At 38.8% G+C, this 14,896-nt stretch carries 18 protein-coding genes; 1 reads left to right on the top strand and 17 read right to left on the bottom strand.

Going from position 1 to position 14,896, the window contains the following annotated elements:
• Window positions 1–5: 5 nt before the first annotated feature.
• The 14 genes from AACL31_RS13095 to AACL31_RS13040 form a co-directional block, all read right to left on the bottom strand.
• The gene (locus AACL31_RS13095; RefSeq protein ID WP_339053221.1) at window positions 6–842 is read right to left on the bottom strand and encodes a packaged DNA stabilization protein; all 837 of its coding nucleotides are present in this window, start codon (window positions 840–842) and stop codon (window positions 6–8) included.
• Window positions 814–1,311, bottom strand: coding sequence for a packaged DNA stabilization gp4 family protein (locus tag AACL31_RS13090; RefSeq protein ID WP_310512937.1), 498 nt, complete (start codon window positions 1,309–1,311; stop codon window positions 814–816). Before AACL31_RS13090 ends, AACL31_RS13095 begins: the two co-directional genes overlap by 29 nt.
• Window positions 1,289–1,498: a hypothetical protein gene (locus tag AACL31_RS13085; RefSeq protein WP_310512938.1), complete on the bottom strand. Its 210-nt coding sequence runs from the start codon at window positions 1,496–1,498 to the stop codon at window positions 1,289–1,291. Before AACL31_RS13085 ends, AACL31_RS13090 begins: the two co-directional genes overlap by 23 nt.
• A gap of 43 nt (window positions 1,499–1,541) precedes the next feature.
• A complete protein-coding gene (locus AACL31_RS13080) occupies window positions 1,542–2,834 on the bottom strand; it encodes a P22 phage major capsid protein family protein (RefSeq protein WP_339053220.1) in 1,293 nt (430 codons plus the stop codon).
• The gene (locus AACL31_RS13075; RefSeq protein ID WP_310512940.1) at window positions 2,821–3,747 is read right to left on the bottom strand and encodes a scaffolding protein; all 927 of its coding nucleotides are present in this window, start codon (window positions 3,745–3,747) and stop codon (window positions 2,821–2,823) included. Before AACL31_RS13075 ends, AACL31_RS13080 begins: the two co-directional genes overlap by 14 nt.
• Before the next feature lie 12 nt (window positions 3,748–3,759).
• Window positions 3,760–5,847 (bottom strand): portal protein, encoded by a 2,088-nt coding sequence (locus AACL31_RS13070; protein ID WP_339053219.1) that lies wholly within the window; start codon window positions 5,845–5,847, stop codon window positions 3,760–3,762.
• A complete protein-coding gene (locus AACL31_RS13065) occupies window positions 5,837–7,345 on the bottom strand; it encodes a terminase large subunit domain-containing protein (RefSeq protein ID WP_310512942.1) in 1,509 nt (502 codons plus the stop codon). The genes AACL31_RS13070 and AACL31_RS13065 overlap by 11 nt, the downstream gene beginning before the upstream one ends.
• Complete coding sequence (locus AACL31_RS13060) at window positions 7,332–7,811, bottom strand: terminase small subunit (protein ID WP_310512943.1); 480 nt, start codon at window positions 7,809–7,811, stop codon at window positions 7,332–7,334. The genes AACL31_RS13065 and AACL31_RS13060 overlap by 14 nt, the downstream gene beginning before the upstream one ends.
• An 80-nt stretch (window positions 7,812–7,891) precedes the next feature.
• The gene (locus AACL31_RS13055) at window positions 7,892–8,128 is read right to left on the bottom strand and encodes a DUF2560 family protein (protein ID WP_422389252.1); all 237 of its coding nucleotides are present in this window, start codon (window positions 8,126–8,128) and stop codon (window positions 7,892–7,894) included.
• Window positions 8,129–8,146: 18 nt separating this feature from the next.
• Window positions 8,147–8,350, bottom strand: a complete 204-nt coding sequence (locus tag AACL31_RS13050; protein ID WP_339053218.1) for a hypothetical protein — start codon at window positions 8,348–8,350, stop codon at window positions 8,147–8,149.
• Window positions 8,347–8,937, bottom strand: coding sequence for a BRO-N domain-containing protein (locus AACL31_RS13045; RefSeq protein WP_310513620.1), 591 nt, complete (start codon window positions 8,935–8,937; stop codon window positions 8,347–8,349). The genes AACL31_RS13050 and AACL31_RS13045 overlap by 4 nt, the downstream gene beginning before the upstream one ends.
• A 243-nt stretch (window positions 8,938–9,180) precedes the next feature.
• Entirely contained in the window at window positions 9,181–9,252 is a 72-nt protein-coding gene (locus AACL31_RS21060) for a hypothetical protein (RefSeq protein ID WP_409014165.1), read from the bottom strand.
• Entirely contained in the window at window positions 9,242–9,469 is a 228-nt protein-coding gene (gene lysC / locus AACL31_RS21055) for an Rz1-like lysis system protein LysC (RefSeq protein WP_422389251.1), read from the bottom strand. The genes AACL31_RS21060 and lysC overlap by 11 nt, the downstream gene beginning before the upstream one ends.
• Complete coding sequence (locus tag AACL31_RS13040; protein ID WP_339053217.1) at window positions 9,384–9,884, bottom strand: hypothetical protein; 501 nt, start codon at window positions 9,882–9,884, stop codon at window positions 9,384–9,386. The genes lysC and AACL31_RS13040 overlap by 86 nt, the downstream gene beginning before the upstream one ends.
• 149 nt (window positions 9,885–10,033) lie before the next feature.
• On the opposite strand from AACL31_RS13040, the gene tpx reads away from it, so the two are divergent.
• Complete coding sequence (tpx, locus tag AACL31_RS13035; protein ID WP_032114958.1) at window positions 10,034–10,537, top strand: thiol peroxidase; 504 nt, start codon at window positions 10,034–10,036, stop codon at window positions 10,535–10,537.
• 105 nt (window positions 10,538–10,642) lie between these two features.
• On the opposite strand, the gene tyrR is transcribed toward tpx, so the two are convergent.
• The 3 genes from tyrR to AACL31_RS13020 all read right to left on the bottom strand — a co-directional run bounded on the left by tyrR (window position 10,643) and on the right by AACL31_RS13020 (window position 14,871).
• Complete coding sequence (gene tyrR, locus AACL31_RS13030) at window positions 10,643–12,205, bottom strand: transcriptional regulator TyrR (RefSeq protein WP_310512950.1); 1,563 nt, start codon at window positions 12,203–12,205, stop codon at window positions 10,643–10,645.
• Between the two features lie 210 nt (window positions 12,206–12,415).
• Complete coding sequence (locus AACL31_RS13025) at window positions 12,416–13,477, bottom strand: TIGR01620 family protein (RefSeq protein WP_310512951.1); 1,062 nt, start codon at window positions 13,475–13,477, stop codon at window positions 12,416–12,418.
• Entirely contained in the window at window positions 13,474–14,871 is a 1,398-nt protein-coding gene (locus AACL31_RS13020) for a YcjX family protein (protein ID WP_339053216.1), read from the bottom strand. The genes AACL31_RS13025 and AACL31_RS13020 overlap by 4 nt, the downstream gene beginning before the upstream one ends.
• Between the last annotated feature and the right edge of the window lie 25 nt (window positions 14,872–14,896).

Raw genomic sequence — 14,896 nt, 5'->3', positions numbered from 1 at the left:
GGTTATTATCCTTCTTCTTTATCACTGGTACCCGTAAAAATAGCTATTATTCCGGTCATTTTTAATGCGTTAATTTCCGCTGGAGTCAGATGGCTTAGGATGGCGTATTTATCCTGATACCGACATTTACAATCCCGACCTGCAATACCCGACTGAATCATATAAGCTGGCTGAGCCGTATAGATGGGTTGGGAAGTGTCAGAAGAACCTGTCAATGAAAAGTATTCTATCGTAGAAGAACCAAAACAAATAATCATATCTCGCCATGAATCGACGGAAACAATCCCATCGGGCTGAGATTCGGCACGATAGAAGGGGCGATATCTATCCGGTTTAGATTCATCCTCCAGATCAGTTACACCAAATCGTTCACCGCCTTTTTGTAGCCAGATGTAACGTCCCCGATTTCGACAAACATCAATCACTTCGCCTAAATCATATTGCGGGTATTTATCCTTTGGCCAGTTTGATAATGCTTTCTCTGTACCGTCATAGCGATAAAATTTTAATTTCCCTTCAAAACAAACGGCCTGACTGTTGCCAGAATGTGACATGGAAACTCTGTCATTACCTAAAATGTCAGCAATTTCTTTCCCATTAAGATAAAGTTTATTGCCACAGACCCGATAGAGAGTGTTGTTTTTTGTATTAAATTGCACGCCACGTGATATGCCGTTCACTGCCTGTTTTTTTTCAATACCAGGAAATGATCTTAAATAACCCGCAGCATTAAGCACCTCTTTAGGTGTTGCCAGCATATTCACGGGTAAAGCATCAATATAATCAGCTGTTTTAAAGTCTTTACCAAGACCTTTAGCAATTGGAATCTGTATCTTTGACATTTTTATTAATCCGATGAAAATATCGATATCCATTCGCTGTAGCGAAACGATTACCGGAACCAATAGGGAAACCATTTGGATAATGCGATCTGGCTTTTCTAGCGCGTTTAATTGAGCAATGACGCATTAATAATTCTTTACCATATCTGGCAGTATTAATTATCTTGTCCAAAGGCTGTATTTGATAATCGGGCGCAATACGAGTAGCCAGGTTATAAATTACCGCATTGATAGCATTCTTATTGATACCATGCTCTTCACTCTGATCTATTGGCGTATCATCTGCAGAAAATTTATATCCTGTATGAATTCCATTTCCATCTTCATACCACTCTGACATCATTGTTTCTAAATCAACAACGCCATCTTCAAGTGATTGTGGTTCGAGGTCTGTTAAAGTTGCATCGGAAACAACACCAATTTTTCGTAATGCAGCAATGACAAGATCACCCTTCGCCGTTGTCTGCATTTTTAACCCTTTTATTGTATTTTCTTGGTTTCTTTTCTGGCTCTGTAAATATTTTTGTGTCATTAGGATTTAAATGCCATCCATCAGAGAGATATTCTTCAACTTCATCAATATTTACAACGGTTGTTTGAAGCATCATTCCCCAAACATTTACATCACCATTAGGTTTGTAAAGCATCTTTTTCATTATTTAACTCCAAAAAGAAAAGAGAGCCTAGGCTCTCTATTTTCTATGCTTTTTGTCCAGGAAGACCAACACCAATCGCCTCAGGTCGAGTAGCATTTACTCCGTACCAGACGGCAATACGGCAAAGACCTGTCAGGGTTGAAATATCACCTTGAGTTGCAAAAATGCCATTAATACCGACATCTGGAATATTTAATGAGGTAGTTTTCATTCTAGCAAACAGATCATGGCTCGCCGGAATAGGTTGGGAAATAATTCGAATAGAATCATCAGCCCAGAAAACATTAGATTTAACTGTGGCAGTATTAAGAATATTAATTGCTGCGCCATCAGCAAGAGAAGTATTTACATTTGCATAAGCTCGTTGCTCAGGTAACAAAGTAGTATCATCTAGCGCTATTGGTTTTGGCGTAATATCAACATGAGTTTCATCGATAACACGTACTACAGAAAAAGTAGCATCTTGAGTTAAAACATTTTTTGCTAATTGCGCTAAAAATTTAACACCTGCAAAAGATATTTTATCACCACGCTTTAATCCTGTGGTGCTTGATAAAGTTACAGTTGCAAAACGATTATCAACATTAACTTTATTATTATCGTTATCCAATTTCCATGATATTGGTTTAAAAGACTGCGCGCCTTTTACTGTAATTCCTGTAGCTTCTGATGCTTCTAAAGATGGTAACTTAGGTGACCGCATAACATCATCGAAACCAGCAACTTGACGCTGAATATTACCTTTTCTATATGCGTCTTCTGCAATTCTGCCATACAAATCTCTTCCTACCAAATTGTAGCCGGCACGACGATAATCATCTGAGTTAAAAAACCATGATAAACCAGAAGATCTATTTAGTTCTCTTGCAAAAATAAGGGATTCACCTTGTGACATAAAATCCCATCCTTTTGCTGGATCTACATTTATTTGATCTTTATCAGAAACAACCAATGATCCCATCTCTACGGCCATATTAGCTATTTTAACTTCTAAGTTATTTGCTAATTTTATAGCTGATGCATTAATTCTTCGCCGATAAGAAGTTTCATCACGTACATCATCTGCACGCAAACCAAAAAAGTCATTATCAGGTTCACCTAAGTTAACTGCTACATTTAATTCCGTGATACCTGTTTCTTTTTCAGTTAAATCCCATCCCTCCTGCGTTGGAGCCTCTTGTTCTACTGGCATCCATATCGTATTTCCTGAACGCTGCATAGAAGCAGCAGGAGGTGTATATTTACTTGTTTTACTTGCCATAGGTGTCATGTTAGTTATTGTTTCAATAACTTCATCAATGGCTAATGTAACAATCTGACCTTCATTTAAAGCCATTATTTATTCCTCGTAATTTAGCCTTAATTTGTCTGTAAGTATCAACGTCGCTTTTGCTTGCAGCTGCATCCATCTGTTTTTGCAAACTAGATATATTAGCTGCCGTGACATCACCACTTAGCGGTTCATCTGCTAAAGGTGCATTTGATATTTGCTTACCGCGCGGCTTGAGAGTTAAACGATCAGCTAATCGAGTTAATTCGATAGTGATCTGGACTGGATTTTTGCTAAATATTTCACGTGCTTTATCTGGATTAGATCCGAGGTAATAAATGATGGCGGCTGACTTTTCAGGAAAGTTTTGTGCAATAGCAGCATCAACACCCTGTGGTAATATCTGCAATGCTGCATCTTCTTTTTCCTGAAAATCGGCTAAATTAAGCTTATCAGCCGCATCATAATGAGCACGCATAGCTTTAGCGATTTCTTGACTTTGCTGTGCGTATTCCTGCGTTCTTCTACCCTGATCTGCTACAGCTTTACTCCTGGCATCTAATGATTTCATTTGCCAATCTTGTAATGCAGCTTGATAAGCAGCCTGCGCTTTATAAGTATCATAATCATACTTTTCTAAAGCCTTATCTGATAAATAATCATCAATTTTAGGCTGATCTGGAAGTTCAGGATTAACACGTAATTGCTCAGGAAGTTCACCATTTTCTATTGCCTTCATTTGCTGTTCTATTTCGTGTTGTCTTTTTCTTGCAACACGCCTGGCAGCATATTTAGCATTTTCATTTGGCTTACTTTCCGGTTTTTTCTCATCGTCATTCAGAACAATATCGAAACCATCACTTTGTTCATGACTTCCATCTGTTTTATCAATAACCATTTCATTTATTGATGATGTAGTCTGACTAACAGACAGGGAATCTTCTTCAACTTGTCGCTGAATTTCGGTGGTATCACTCATGATTTAACTCTCTTACATGGTTTGAGGAATCTCGGCTGATTTGCCGGTAGGGAGATTACTTTGTTGCTGTTGTGCAACCTTACTCAACAGCTCTATCGCTTCCATCACTGCTTTTTCATCGATATTTTTTGCTTGGGCAAGTTTATAAACGACGTTAGCTTGTGATTCGGCTGCTTGCTGTTGGGCAGTAAATGCTTTTATTTGCGTTTCAGCCATCCTGTTTTGAGCATTAGCTATCTCTGCCTGAGCTTTCATTTGCTCAGCAATAGCGGCTTCCATCAACGGGTCTTGCTGATTTTGTGATGCTTGTTGTGCCTCTGCTAACCATTGCATTTCTTCATCAGTTTCAGGCTTCTTCAATCCACTAGTGATCAGTTCTTTGTTAGCATAATCGCGGATATATTCAACACCCTTCCCCTCCATCATGTTGGCGTATGTCAGCATCATGACATTCCAGATCGGATGTTCAGGCGGGACTTTTGTAATCAGTTCGCCAATTTCAGCTCTTGCGGCATCTTTTTGCGATTGAAATGATGGCCCAACATCCGTGTAAGTTTCATATCTTCCGCGAATGTCGTTTAAAGTAACAACTTTTCCTTGATTAAAATCAACAGATTGAGTCATTAATTCGATACTATTTTCACTTCCATCTTCTGATGTTGTGATAACTTTTCGCTGTGTATCATAAATTTCGTTAGCTATTGATGCATAAATCTCACCATCTCTACGCATAGCGATAGCTAAATTATCCTGAAATACATAGGTTTCTAAATCAATACGACTGTTAAGTTGATTAACTGTATCAAATGCTACTTGACCATTGGCTGCTTCAACATCAACACCCACTCTGGCGGTTTCTTTTGCTGCTGTTGTTGCGGCTTCTAACATACCCGCATCAGCTTGTGATATCTCAGCATTTTCCATGTAACCGATTGGGCCAGGAGGTAGATCACCTTTATTTTCATCAGTTCGGTTAAGTAAGTAATAGGGATAATCATCATCGCCGCTATACATATGTTCATATCCGGCGATTTGTTCAGCATAAAAGAAGGGTTTTTTCTTAGGAGACTTGGCAACCGTATCGGCACCTTTAGATAATATAAAATTACGCAATCGTTGAGCATCTTTTGATAATCTAACAACGCCTTCATATAATTCGGTGTCATCAAAAAATGACCATTCGCCGAAAACAGGCACTATCGGAATATGTTCGCCAGCAATTTGAATTCTATCTTTCAATATCGCCGTATTGGTTATAATTGACTTGTATACTCTACAGCGTTTTACTGTTCGCTCGCCGACTTTGTTAGCACCTTCCTGTGCTAGGCGATCCATATTTTCTTTTACTTCACTGGCATAGTAACTTTGTAAATCACCAGCCATAGGGTTGTAATAAACAAAAACCTTCTCTTTTTTTTCTTCTATTTCATAGTACTCTGCGATGTAAATTGTTTTCCCACTTGACCATGTAAATAATAAATCATTGTTTGGAGATTGAAATGAAGGCATTATTTTTGTATTAATACCATATTTTTCAGCAAATTCTTCCCAACCCTCTGTATTTAAAGCGTGAATAATTGTGCAATTTTTAGCATCAGACTTATCTATTTCTTTTGAATTGCAATCCCAGATAACATGCGTACATGATTCATGAAGAGGAACTCTTCGAATAACCTGATTATTGCTTGTTGGATTTTCATCTTCGTAATCAGTGACAATACGCCATGCGCCATAACTACATTCTATTTGCTCTCTTACAGCGACATTAACGGCTATTTTAGAACAGTTATTACGCATGTCTGTGCGATACATGCCCATTAAAATATCAGCAGCATCTGCTGGGGCAGTATCTTTTGGACGATACTTTACTTCGATAGGATTCTTACGCATTTCAGCAACGAGTTTACGCACCATAGGACGCACTACATCAAACTGCCCCCGATACTGCAACGTAACATAGCTTTCTAACCAATCGTCCCATTGAGACACGCGGCTAAAAAATAAATTGTTCCGTGCTTCTCTCCTTGTGTTTTCTGATGCGCTATAATCAAGGTCGAATTTTCGCAGTATTTTTTCTAGCCGCTCATTTTTATCGACCATTATTTCTCCTTACCGGCCTGATAGGGGCAGGTATTTTTATCTGTTTTGGTTTTTTTATTTCACGTAACATTTTGGCAAAACGACGCATCATGTAGGCATAACGGATTGCATCGAGAATATCGTCATTTGTTTTAACTATTTTGCCGTTCTCATCACGATGATAAAGACGAAATTCTTCGAAAAATTGTTCACAGGTATTGAACACTCTGAATCGATTATCAAGCATTAAATCACGTAGCTCTGTTATTCCAGATTCAACAGAATTACCCCCTTCAGCAAATGTGGCATGATCTTTTAGCATCAAGAAACCCGCATCCGCATACTGCAACTTTAATTGCTCACCACCACCTTTCTCATGCTGATAACCATCATGTGGCCAAGCTACCGGAATTTTATTAGCCCAAGATTTAACCGCTCCCCACGCTTTAACCGCTGTATTCTGTGACTTTTTCCATGCTCTAGCCAGATAGAAAACATCTTCGTCTTTATCCCACCACAACTGGATGTGTGCCTGCGGGCGATTCCAGCCAAAATCTTGACCATCGATAACGTAGAAGTGCTCTGGACACTCAAATGGCTGACATTTAATTGATTCTTCGGGGATTTGAAATATTCTACCGCTTCCCATCGTCGGAATACCTTTTGCACGAGCATCACGCTCATGTTCAGGATAAGAAGCGATAATCTTTTCTTTTTCTTCTTTGTTGTAATGATCTGCATCGAAAATAGTCATATTAACTACCTTTTGATGCTTTGATGGATTCTTAAGAAACTTGGTGACTACGTCAGACATCCCCATCAATGGAGTAAAGGTAAGAATAGAAAATTGTCCATATTTATTTGTTCTGGTTAAACCTTCAGAATAGATTGCATAAGGTGGTTCTTCATCAAACCAAACACCGTGAACAGTGTCACCTTGCCATCTTGCACGACCTTGAGAATAAGGCTTGAAATAGCAAATTGACATTCCATCTTCAACACCATCTTTATTTCTATGTCTAATTAGAAGATGATCTACAAGGTTCGGATAAAAAGGGGATTTTTTCCAGCTAATGATGTCTTCTTTTGGAATGAGGCCATAACCAGGTTCATTATTTTCTTCTATACGTCCACATAGAATGCGCTGAGTTGTTTTTGTAACAGTTTCGTTTGTTTCTCCACCGATCCAAAAAACAACAGGCTCATTGAATATTTTATCTTTCCAATTTCCCTTCCACGCACCATCATTAGGGTAACCTTTTGTACCAGGGTAGCGTCCGGTGAAATGAAATGCCACTTCGGCACCACCGGTTAGAGATTTACCTAGCTGGTTTCCTGCAATGAAGCATCTTTCAGTAAATTCATCACCCGCTTCGATGAATTCACGCTGCTTTTCATATGGATTATATTCAAATAATTTATGAGTTTTTTTGTATTCTTCCTCTTCTTCAAGTAAATCAAGTAATTCAATTTGCTCTTCATCACTCAATTTATCAAGAATCAGATCAAGATCTTCCACGGTTAAATAACTCTTTTATTCTAGAACGACGTTTATCTCTATCACCCTTGTATTTAGTGATATCTTCTACTTGTGATTGTTCTTTCAAACCAAGATCACGAGCAATAATGTTTGCATTCAGCAGATCAGCGGCTGCGCCAGAGAATTTCTGATCGTAGATAATTTTTTCTGCTTGTGTCGTGATTGCCGAAAAACCATCTTTAGCTCTATAAGCTTGCCAAGTACTATCAGCTATATCTAAAAACAAACAAAGTCCTGAAATTGTCATTGCTCGCATTTTTGATATGTTTGTATGCGTTATTTCTCCCTGATATGAAAATACTTTTTCTTCTTTTAGCGGGTTATTTTCTATCCATTCGAAATATTCACAACATGCTTGCCATAGCTGATCTGGATTTTCAAATACAGGTTTACGCCCGTGACTACTTCTGGCTTCCCAGAATCGATTTCCCTTTGGGGCCGCCATATTTACTCCTTAAACTACTTCAGCAATTGAAATGATGGAGTTTTTATTGACGCATCTTTCATTGTGATAATTACCATAATCTACTCGCCAGGTTTACTGGAAAAAGAGTAAAGCCTCTTTCCCTTTTTGGATTGACTTTTGCGCACGGGCGACAGGGGTACTTTCTGCACCGGACTCATGCCATAAATCTCGAAATATCTCAAATTTAAGCTTTCATCTTTTACAAAATCGATGGTGATTTGCGCTGCCGCCGTATCGAGTAATACCAACCTTAAAATATCAAGGCGCATTTGTTGTTCTTCAGTAATTTCTTTCATGATTGCTCCTGTTTCAAATTAATATTTATTTTTAGCTGCACGCTTCGCCCACCGTTTAGCCTGATTGAGACAATCCGCTATCATCTTGCCTCGTTTACTCGCTGGCTGTTTGCGGTAATAGCGAATCGCTTCACTTGTGGCTAAACTTGCTACAGATAGAGAAAAGCCGAGCTTTAATAACTCGGCCTTGACATTCGCTTCGATGAATTGTTCTGGGGTCATACTGAATTATCTCCATTTGGCGTATCATCAAATCCTGGTAGTCTTAATTGAGAAAGTGCCATAATGGTTTTTTCTGCTTTACGTATCTTATTCAGATGACGCTTACGTAAGTTCATTAAGTCGCTTCCTTTTCTACCAAAATTGTCAAAAGACCATTTATTCGCAGCAACCAACCTGTTTTGCATTTCGCCAATGGTTAAATCCTTCAATTCATTAATATCGAGAGAGGCTAAAGTTGTTTTATCAATCTCTTCTTTTTCTATCAAATTAAGTACCCATTTACGTATCTCTTTAGCAACTGGCGTATCAGCAAGCATGCCTAACAAGTGAAGACCGCGCAGAGAAAATAAACGTACTTTAGTTTGAAGATTGGCTCCTCGCTTTGATTTATTCGAGGTCACTGTTGTGATGACCTCGGTCATCGCAGAAGTAAATTCATCAGCATTAGCATTGTATAAATTCGTTACCGATTTAGTCTTCGAATAAGCCAGCAATTCAGCTACTTGTTTACTTGTAAACCAAATTTTGTTATCTCCCTTGTCAAAGGGAGTAATACTTTTCTCTTTAAAAGTTAAAACGCTATTCATCGTGCTTTTCCTTATAGAAAATCGAACCTGCTCACACAGAAAAGCCGCCCACCGAAAAAGCACCATTTTAAACGGCGATTCTCAGGCTCGACTTTCTGTAAGGTTCTGTGTTTGATTAATGCGCGGTGAGGGCGCAGTGAGTGTTAAGATTTAAATGCGCCAATTAACGATTCATTGACACATATCTCATTGTTTTTATTACAAGAGGTCAAATTGACCCCTAGGATATTATTGATTTTCTTTTTAATGAAATTGACACTGTGATTTGATGTACTGCTGTAGATATTCCGTTTGTTTTTCGTTCTCAACTATCATCTCTCTGCTCCTCAATTCGCCTTATCGCCTGTTTGTCAAGATTACACTGCTCAATCACTGTCAGTAACTGCTCATTGAGTATCAGGCTATCACGCCATGTCATCATACCCGTGATTACTGGCGGTAAGCAATCAGCGAGTAGGTGAGATGGTACTGGAATGTGAGGAGTCTGAACGTATTCGATTTGTGTGCTGCTGCAACTCGACAACAGCACCATTAGGGATAATGCGATTGGCGCAATCCCGATTGGCGACATGCGTTTTAATTGCTGCTTGTGTTGCTTCAGAGTCAACCGCTTTACGCTGACGGGTTTCACTATTAATTCGTGCAATATCATTGATTGCCCTTATTGACTGAAAAGCATTAGTCGTGATGGCTATCTGTTTATTGAGGTCAACGGTGAGTTTTTTATTCAATGCCCTGACTTCGTTTAAGGATGTCAACAACCAAGATGCCCATATGATTAATCCTGCAATAATCACTACGACAAATGCGTAAGGTCGCCATAACATATTTTCAGCTAATAAGTCCCCTCTAACCACCAACGCAGCCACGGCAGGTTTAGTGTTGACGATACAATTTAAAAAGAATATTGCTAATGCTGTTCTATAGCGAAGCATATAGATTTTCATATTATATCCCGATGTTATTATAATTATAGAAAATAATTTGGTTAAAACAATTAGATATAACACAAGTTGTTGTAACGATTTAGATAGGAAACTTAATTATTTTCATTTAGAATTGTTGAACTAAATGTTATTAAGAAGGAAAGGATAAGATGTCAACTAGTACAAATTTCAAAGGGGAAGGTGTTGCTATCAATGGTACTTTCTTGCAACCTGGTGATAAAGCTAAACAATTTACCCTTGTAGCGAGCGATCTTGCAGAAAAATCCTTGTCAGATTATCAAGGCAAACGAAAAATTCTTAATATATTTCCCAGTATTGATACCGGTGTTTGCGCTAGCTCTGTTCGCAAGTTTAACCAAATAGCCAGCCAACTAGAAAACAGTGTTGTATTGTGTATTTCTGCCGATCTTCCTTTTGCACAGAGCCGGTTTTGTGGCGCCGAGGCCCTTGAGAATGTAGTTACATTATCGTTTTTTCGTGCACCTACCTTCAGTAAAGACTACGGCGTAGAAATGACCTCTGGGCCATTAAAAGGACTAGCAGCGCGTGCTGTGGTTATCATCGATGAAAACGATAAAGTCATTTATAGTCAATTAGTTGATGAAATCACCCATGAACCCGACTATGATGCCGCTCTTAATGCCTTAAAATAGTGATATTAATAATTACTAAAAATATCTGTTTTTTAATTAAACTATTTGTCTAGTTTTAATTCGATAGCGATAAAACTTATCGCTATCTTGATCCAAATTACACTATCACTCACCCTCACTCTCTTTTTTATGACTTAATCCATACTCCCGCAACTTATTTGCAATTGCTGTATGCGATACGTTAAGCCGTTTAGCTAATTTACGCGTACTTGGATAATCTTGATAAAGTCGCGCCAATATTGAAGCTTCAAAATGTTTTGTTAATTCATCTAAGGTACCATTTAATTGATCGGCGCTAAACAATGAAATATCTTTTAGATCTGGCAAATGAATATCTTGTGGCGTTAATTCTCGTCCTGCCAATTGAATTAAGGCCTGATAGAGAACATTACGTAGCTGCCGCGCGTTACCAGGCCAGTGATAACTGGTAAGGTAATGCCCTAACTTAGGCGAAAGTTTCGGTTTTTCAATACCTTGTTCTTGTGAAAATTGCCTAACAAATTCTACCGTAAGCGGTATTATATCAGCTTGTCGTTCACGCAGCGGGGGTAAGTTCACCGTTAATACATGCAGGCGGTAGTATAAATCTTGCCTGAATTGCCCTTTTTCAACTAATTCCAGCAAGTTTTTTTGTGTCGCGCAGATCACTCTGACATCAACTTTAACTTCTTGCTCTTCACCTACCCGACGAAAGGTACCATCATTTAAGAAACGTAATAGTTTGATCTGCATTTGTGGCGACATTTCACCAATTTCATCAAGTAAAACAGTACCTCCATTCGCTTGCTCAAAAAATCCTTTTTTAGCCTCAATGGCATTTGGATAAGCCCCTGCAGCATAACCAAACAACTCGTTTTCTACCACATCCTCTGGCATCGATGCACAATTAAGCCCTAAGAAAGGTTTATCGCCTCTGATGCTCTGCAAGTGACAAGCTTTAGCTAAAATATCTTTACCCGTTCCGGTTTCCCCAACCAATAGAAGCGGTTCATCAAGTAAAGCTATTTTTTTTAGATCCTCAACCAGCTGGCTCATTTTGGGACTGACTGCAATGATGTGAGCAAAACTATCTGCTGCTGCTATTTTATCTGCTTGATACTGCTGCTCTGCGGGTAATACTTTTAGTAGAATAATGGCGCCTGCATTTTCAATCGAACCCGTTGCTTTATGGTTGTTAATTGGCGTAACCTGCAGCAAATATTTATTACCTTTAATTACCACTTGTTCAGAATAAGATTGTAAATTATTTTGCTCTAGTAATTTTGCCAAAAGCGGGTGATTTATTAGCTGATTAAATTTTTTTTCTTTTAACTGATTATTATCAATAGCGAACAATTTTAACATCGCTGAATTGGCTAATTCGATGTGAGCTTTAGCATTGACCGAAAAAATAGGATCAGGAAATGTATTTAATAGAGTTAATAATAATTTTTTTTCATGCTCAGAAGGCATAAAAGAGACCGTCTTAACATCTTTAACACCACGAATACGCCGAATTTCAGTCATTAACAGTTGAAACGTCGTAGTGTCAATTTGAGCAAATTTGAGATAAATATTACGATTTGGTGAAATTTCAATCCCTTCAAGGTCAATGTTTTGTAAAACAAGTAAATCAAGTAATTCACGTGTTAGTCCCATTCGATCTTGGCAAATCACTTCTAATCGCATCCCTGAGAACCTTATATCTATATACTTTACTATTCAATTAATTAAGTATGCATTTTTATTTATTAAGCTACCATAGAAAACGTTTTATAACATAAACACTAGCACCAGAAATGATAAACGGATAAGCATTAATCTAATATTGCTGCTTACCATTTAGTCAACAGGGATCTTAATTAAAAAATTACCCAATTAAGCTTGATGGTGAATTAGTTAAATATTTTTATGCTCAACGCTTGTTGGCATAATATTTTTTAACTGGCTGAATAATTGACGACGAAAATCAGCCAATTTAGGTTTATCATCCATCCACGGTAAAGGACGGCATAACTCCATCGTTTTAATACCTAATCTAGCTGTGAGTAAACCGGCTCCGATCCCTTGAGCCGCTCGTGTAGAGAGCCGGGCCATAATATCTTGCGATAACCAATCCATGCCAATTTCACGCACCAACTCACTTGCTCCAGCAAAAGCAATATTAAGTAATACCATTTTAAATAATCGGATACGGCTATAATACCCTAGCTCAATGCCATAAATAGCTGCAATGCGATTAATCAATCGAATATTGCGCCAGGCAATAAATGCCATGTCGACAATAGCTAAAGGACTAACGGCAATCATTAACGCCGATTCAGCTGATGAACGATTAATCTCTTTGCTAGCCTGCTCATCCAAAATAGGTTGCACTATTTGGCTATAAAGTGTCACGATTTCTTTATCATTATGACTATCATGGATTGTTGTCTGCCAACGTTTCATCGCCGGATGATCTAAGCCTATCGCCGATTGTTTGCCTAGCTTTTGACAAAATTCCCGCCCGCCATGCATACCATGACTTTGCAAAAATTCTCTAGCCTGGATGCGTTCTTGACTACGTTCTTTTAAATAATAAAGCCGCCGCCATTCAGTTATTATGGCGCCAATAGCAGCAATAATGATTAAGCCACCAGCCGCGACAATAGCTAAAGAAACCCAATTTTGCTTTATCCACGCTTGGTAGATCCATTGGCCGGTTTGAGCAAAAATACTCACTACGATTAAACTTAAAGCAATAACCACCAGTTTACGCCAAAAACTATAGCGCGGTTTGAGTGCAGCATTGACCAATGCCTCAATTTCACCTTCTCGTTCGTCATTTTCTGCTTCGTGGCTGCTAGCCGCAAATTGTTCAGGCGCTAATTGATCAAACTCTTTGGCTTTTTTTAACTTTGTTTTTTTGTTTGCCGGCAAAGACTCATCAAAATCGATGCGGGATTTTAGCGGTTTACTCATTTCAATTTATCTCCGAGTAAAAATTCTAAAGCACTATCCAATCGAATATGAGCAACAGGTTGATCAGTCGCTGTTTCGCGAGGCCGAAAAGATTCAAAATCAAATCCCTGCTTTAACCAAAAATCAGCTTTAGGCAAACGCCGTGGTACCTCACCTGGAAAAAAAGTCATTAATCGACCATCTGTTAATCTATGTCCCTTTAAGGCAGGTACCCGTTCTCCCTGATATTCAATCATGCCATTTTCTGTTGCCTGAATTGCGGCTAGTGCCAGACAATCCATGCTGATCCCTTCAAAAGCGGCATTTTGCCAGGCTGCACGAACTAATTGCTGGAGCAATGAAACTAAATTGGCATGTTGATCATGGGTTATATGATCAACCTTACTTGCCGCGAAAAGTAATTTATCAATATGTGGTGAGAACATGCGGCGCAATAGTGTCCGTTTACCATAATGAAAGCTACGCATAATTTGGGTTAATGCGGCCTGCATATCATTAAATGCTGCCGGACCGTTATTCAATGCAGCTAAACAGTCAACTAAAACAATTTGCCGATCAAAATGTTGAAAGTAATCTTTATAAAAACGCTTAATAATTTTTTGACAATAATAGTGATAACGCTGTTGCAACATACCAATATTAGACTGTTTGTCCGCTTGCTTTAATTTCAGTTCATCTGTTGTATCAATATTGGGCCAAGGAAAAAACTGCAATACCGGTGCCCCAGCAAGATCACCAGGTAATACAAATCGCCCTAGCTGAATAAAATATTGCCCCTGTTGTTTACAAAAAACCAAGTAATCGGTGTAAACCTGAGCAATATTAGCTAATAATTTCTCATCAGCCGCTGCAAAGGGGTCGCACTGTTGACAAAGTTGCAACCATTGCTGTGCACCCTCCTTATCACGGCCTTTTAATAGCTGTTGCATTTGCCGCGACCAACTAAAATAGTCCTGAGTCAACATAGGCAGATCCAGCAACCATTCGCCTGGATAGTCAATAATTTCAATATATAAATTAGAAGTCTCTTTGACGTGGCGTAGCAAACTCTGTTGCGATCGATAACGTAGTTGCAAACATATTTCACTGATCCCACTGGTAGGAGTCGGCCATTGAGGAGGAGAATGGTACAGTGCTGCTATATTTTCGTCATAAGCAAAGCGAGGAATATTAAAATGTTTCTGCGGGATCCGTTTTGCACCTAATAGACGGCCATCTCTTGCGGCGGAAAACAGTGGCAAACGCGCCCCACTGTGCACATGTAGTAACTGATTAACCAGCGAGGTAATAAATGCCGTTTTACCACTACGGCTAAGCCCGGTAACCGCTAAACGGACATGACGATCTACGCTTCGATTGACCAGTTCACTAAGCTCACTTCGCAATCTTTTCATATTTCTCCCATAACAACTTACGCAC

This window comes from Arsenophonus endosymbiont of Crataerina pallida, from assembly GCF_964020125.1.
GTDB lineage: Bacteria > Pseudomonadota > Gammaproteobacteria > Enterobacterales > Enterobacteriaceae > Arsenophonus > Arsenophonus nilaparvatae.
Note: the sequence above shows the minus strand (reverse complement) of the source record. Positions and strands in the feature narration are given on the sequence as shown.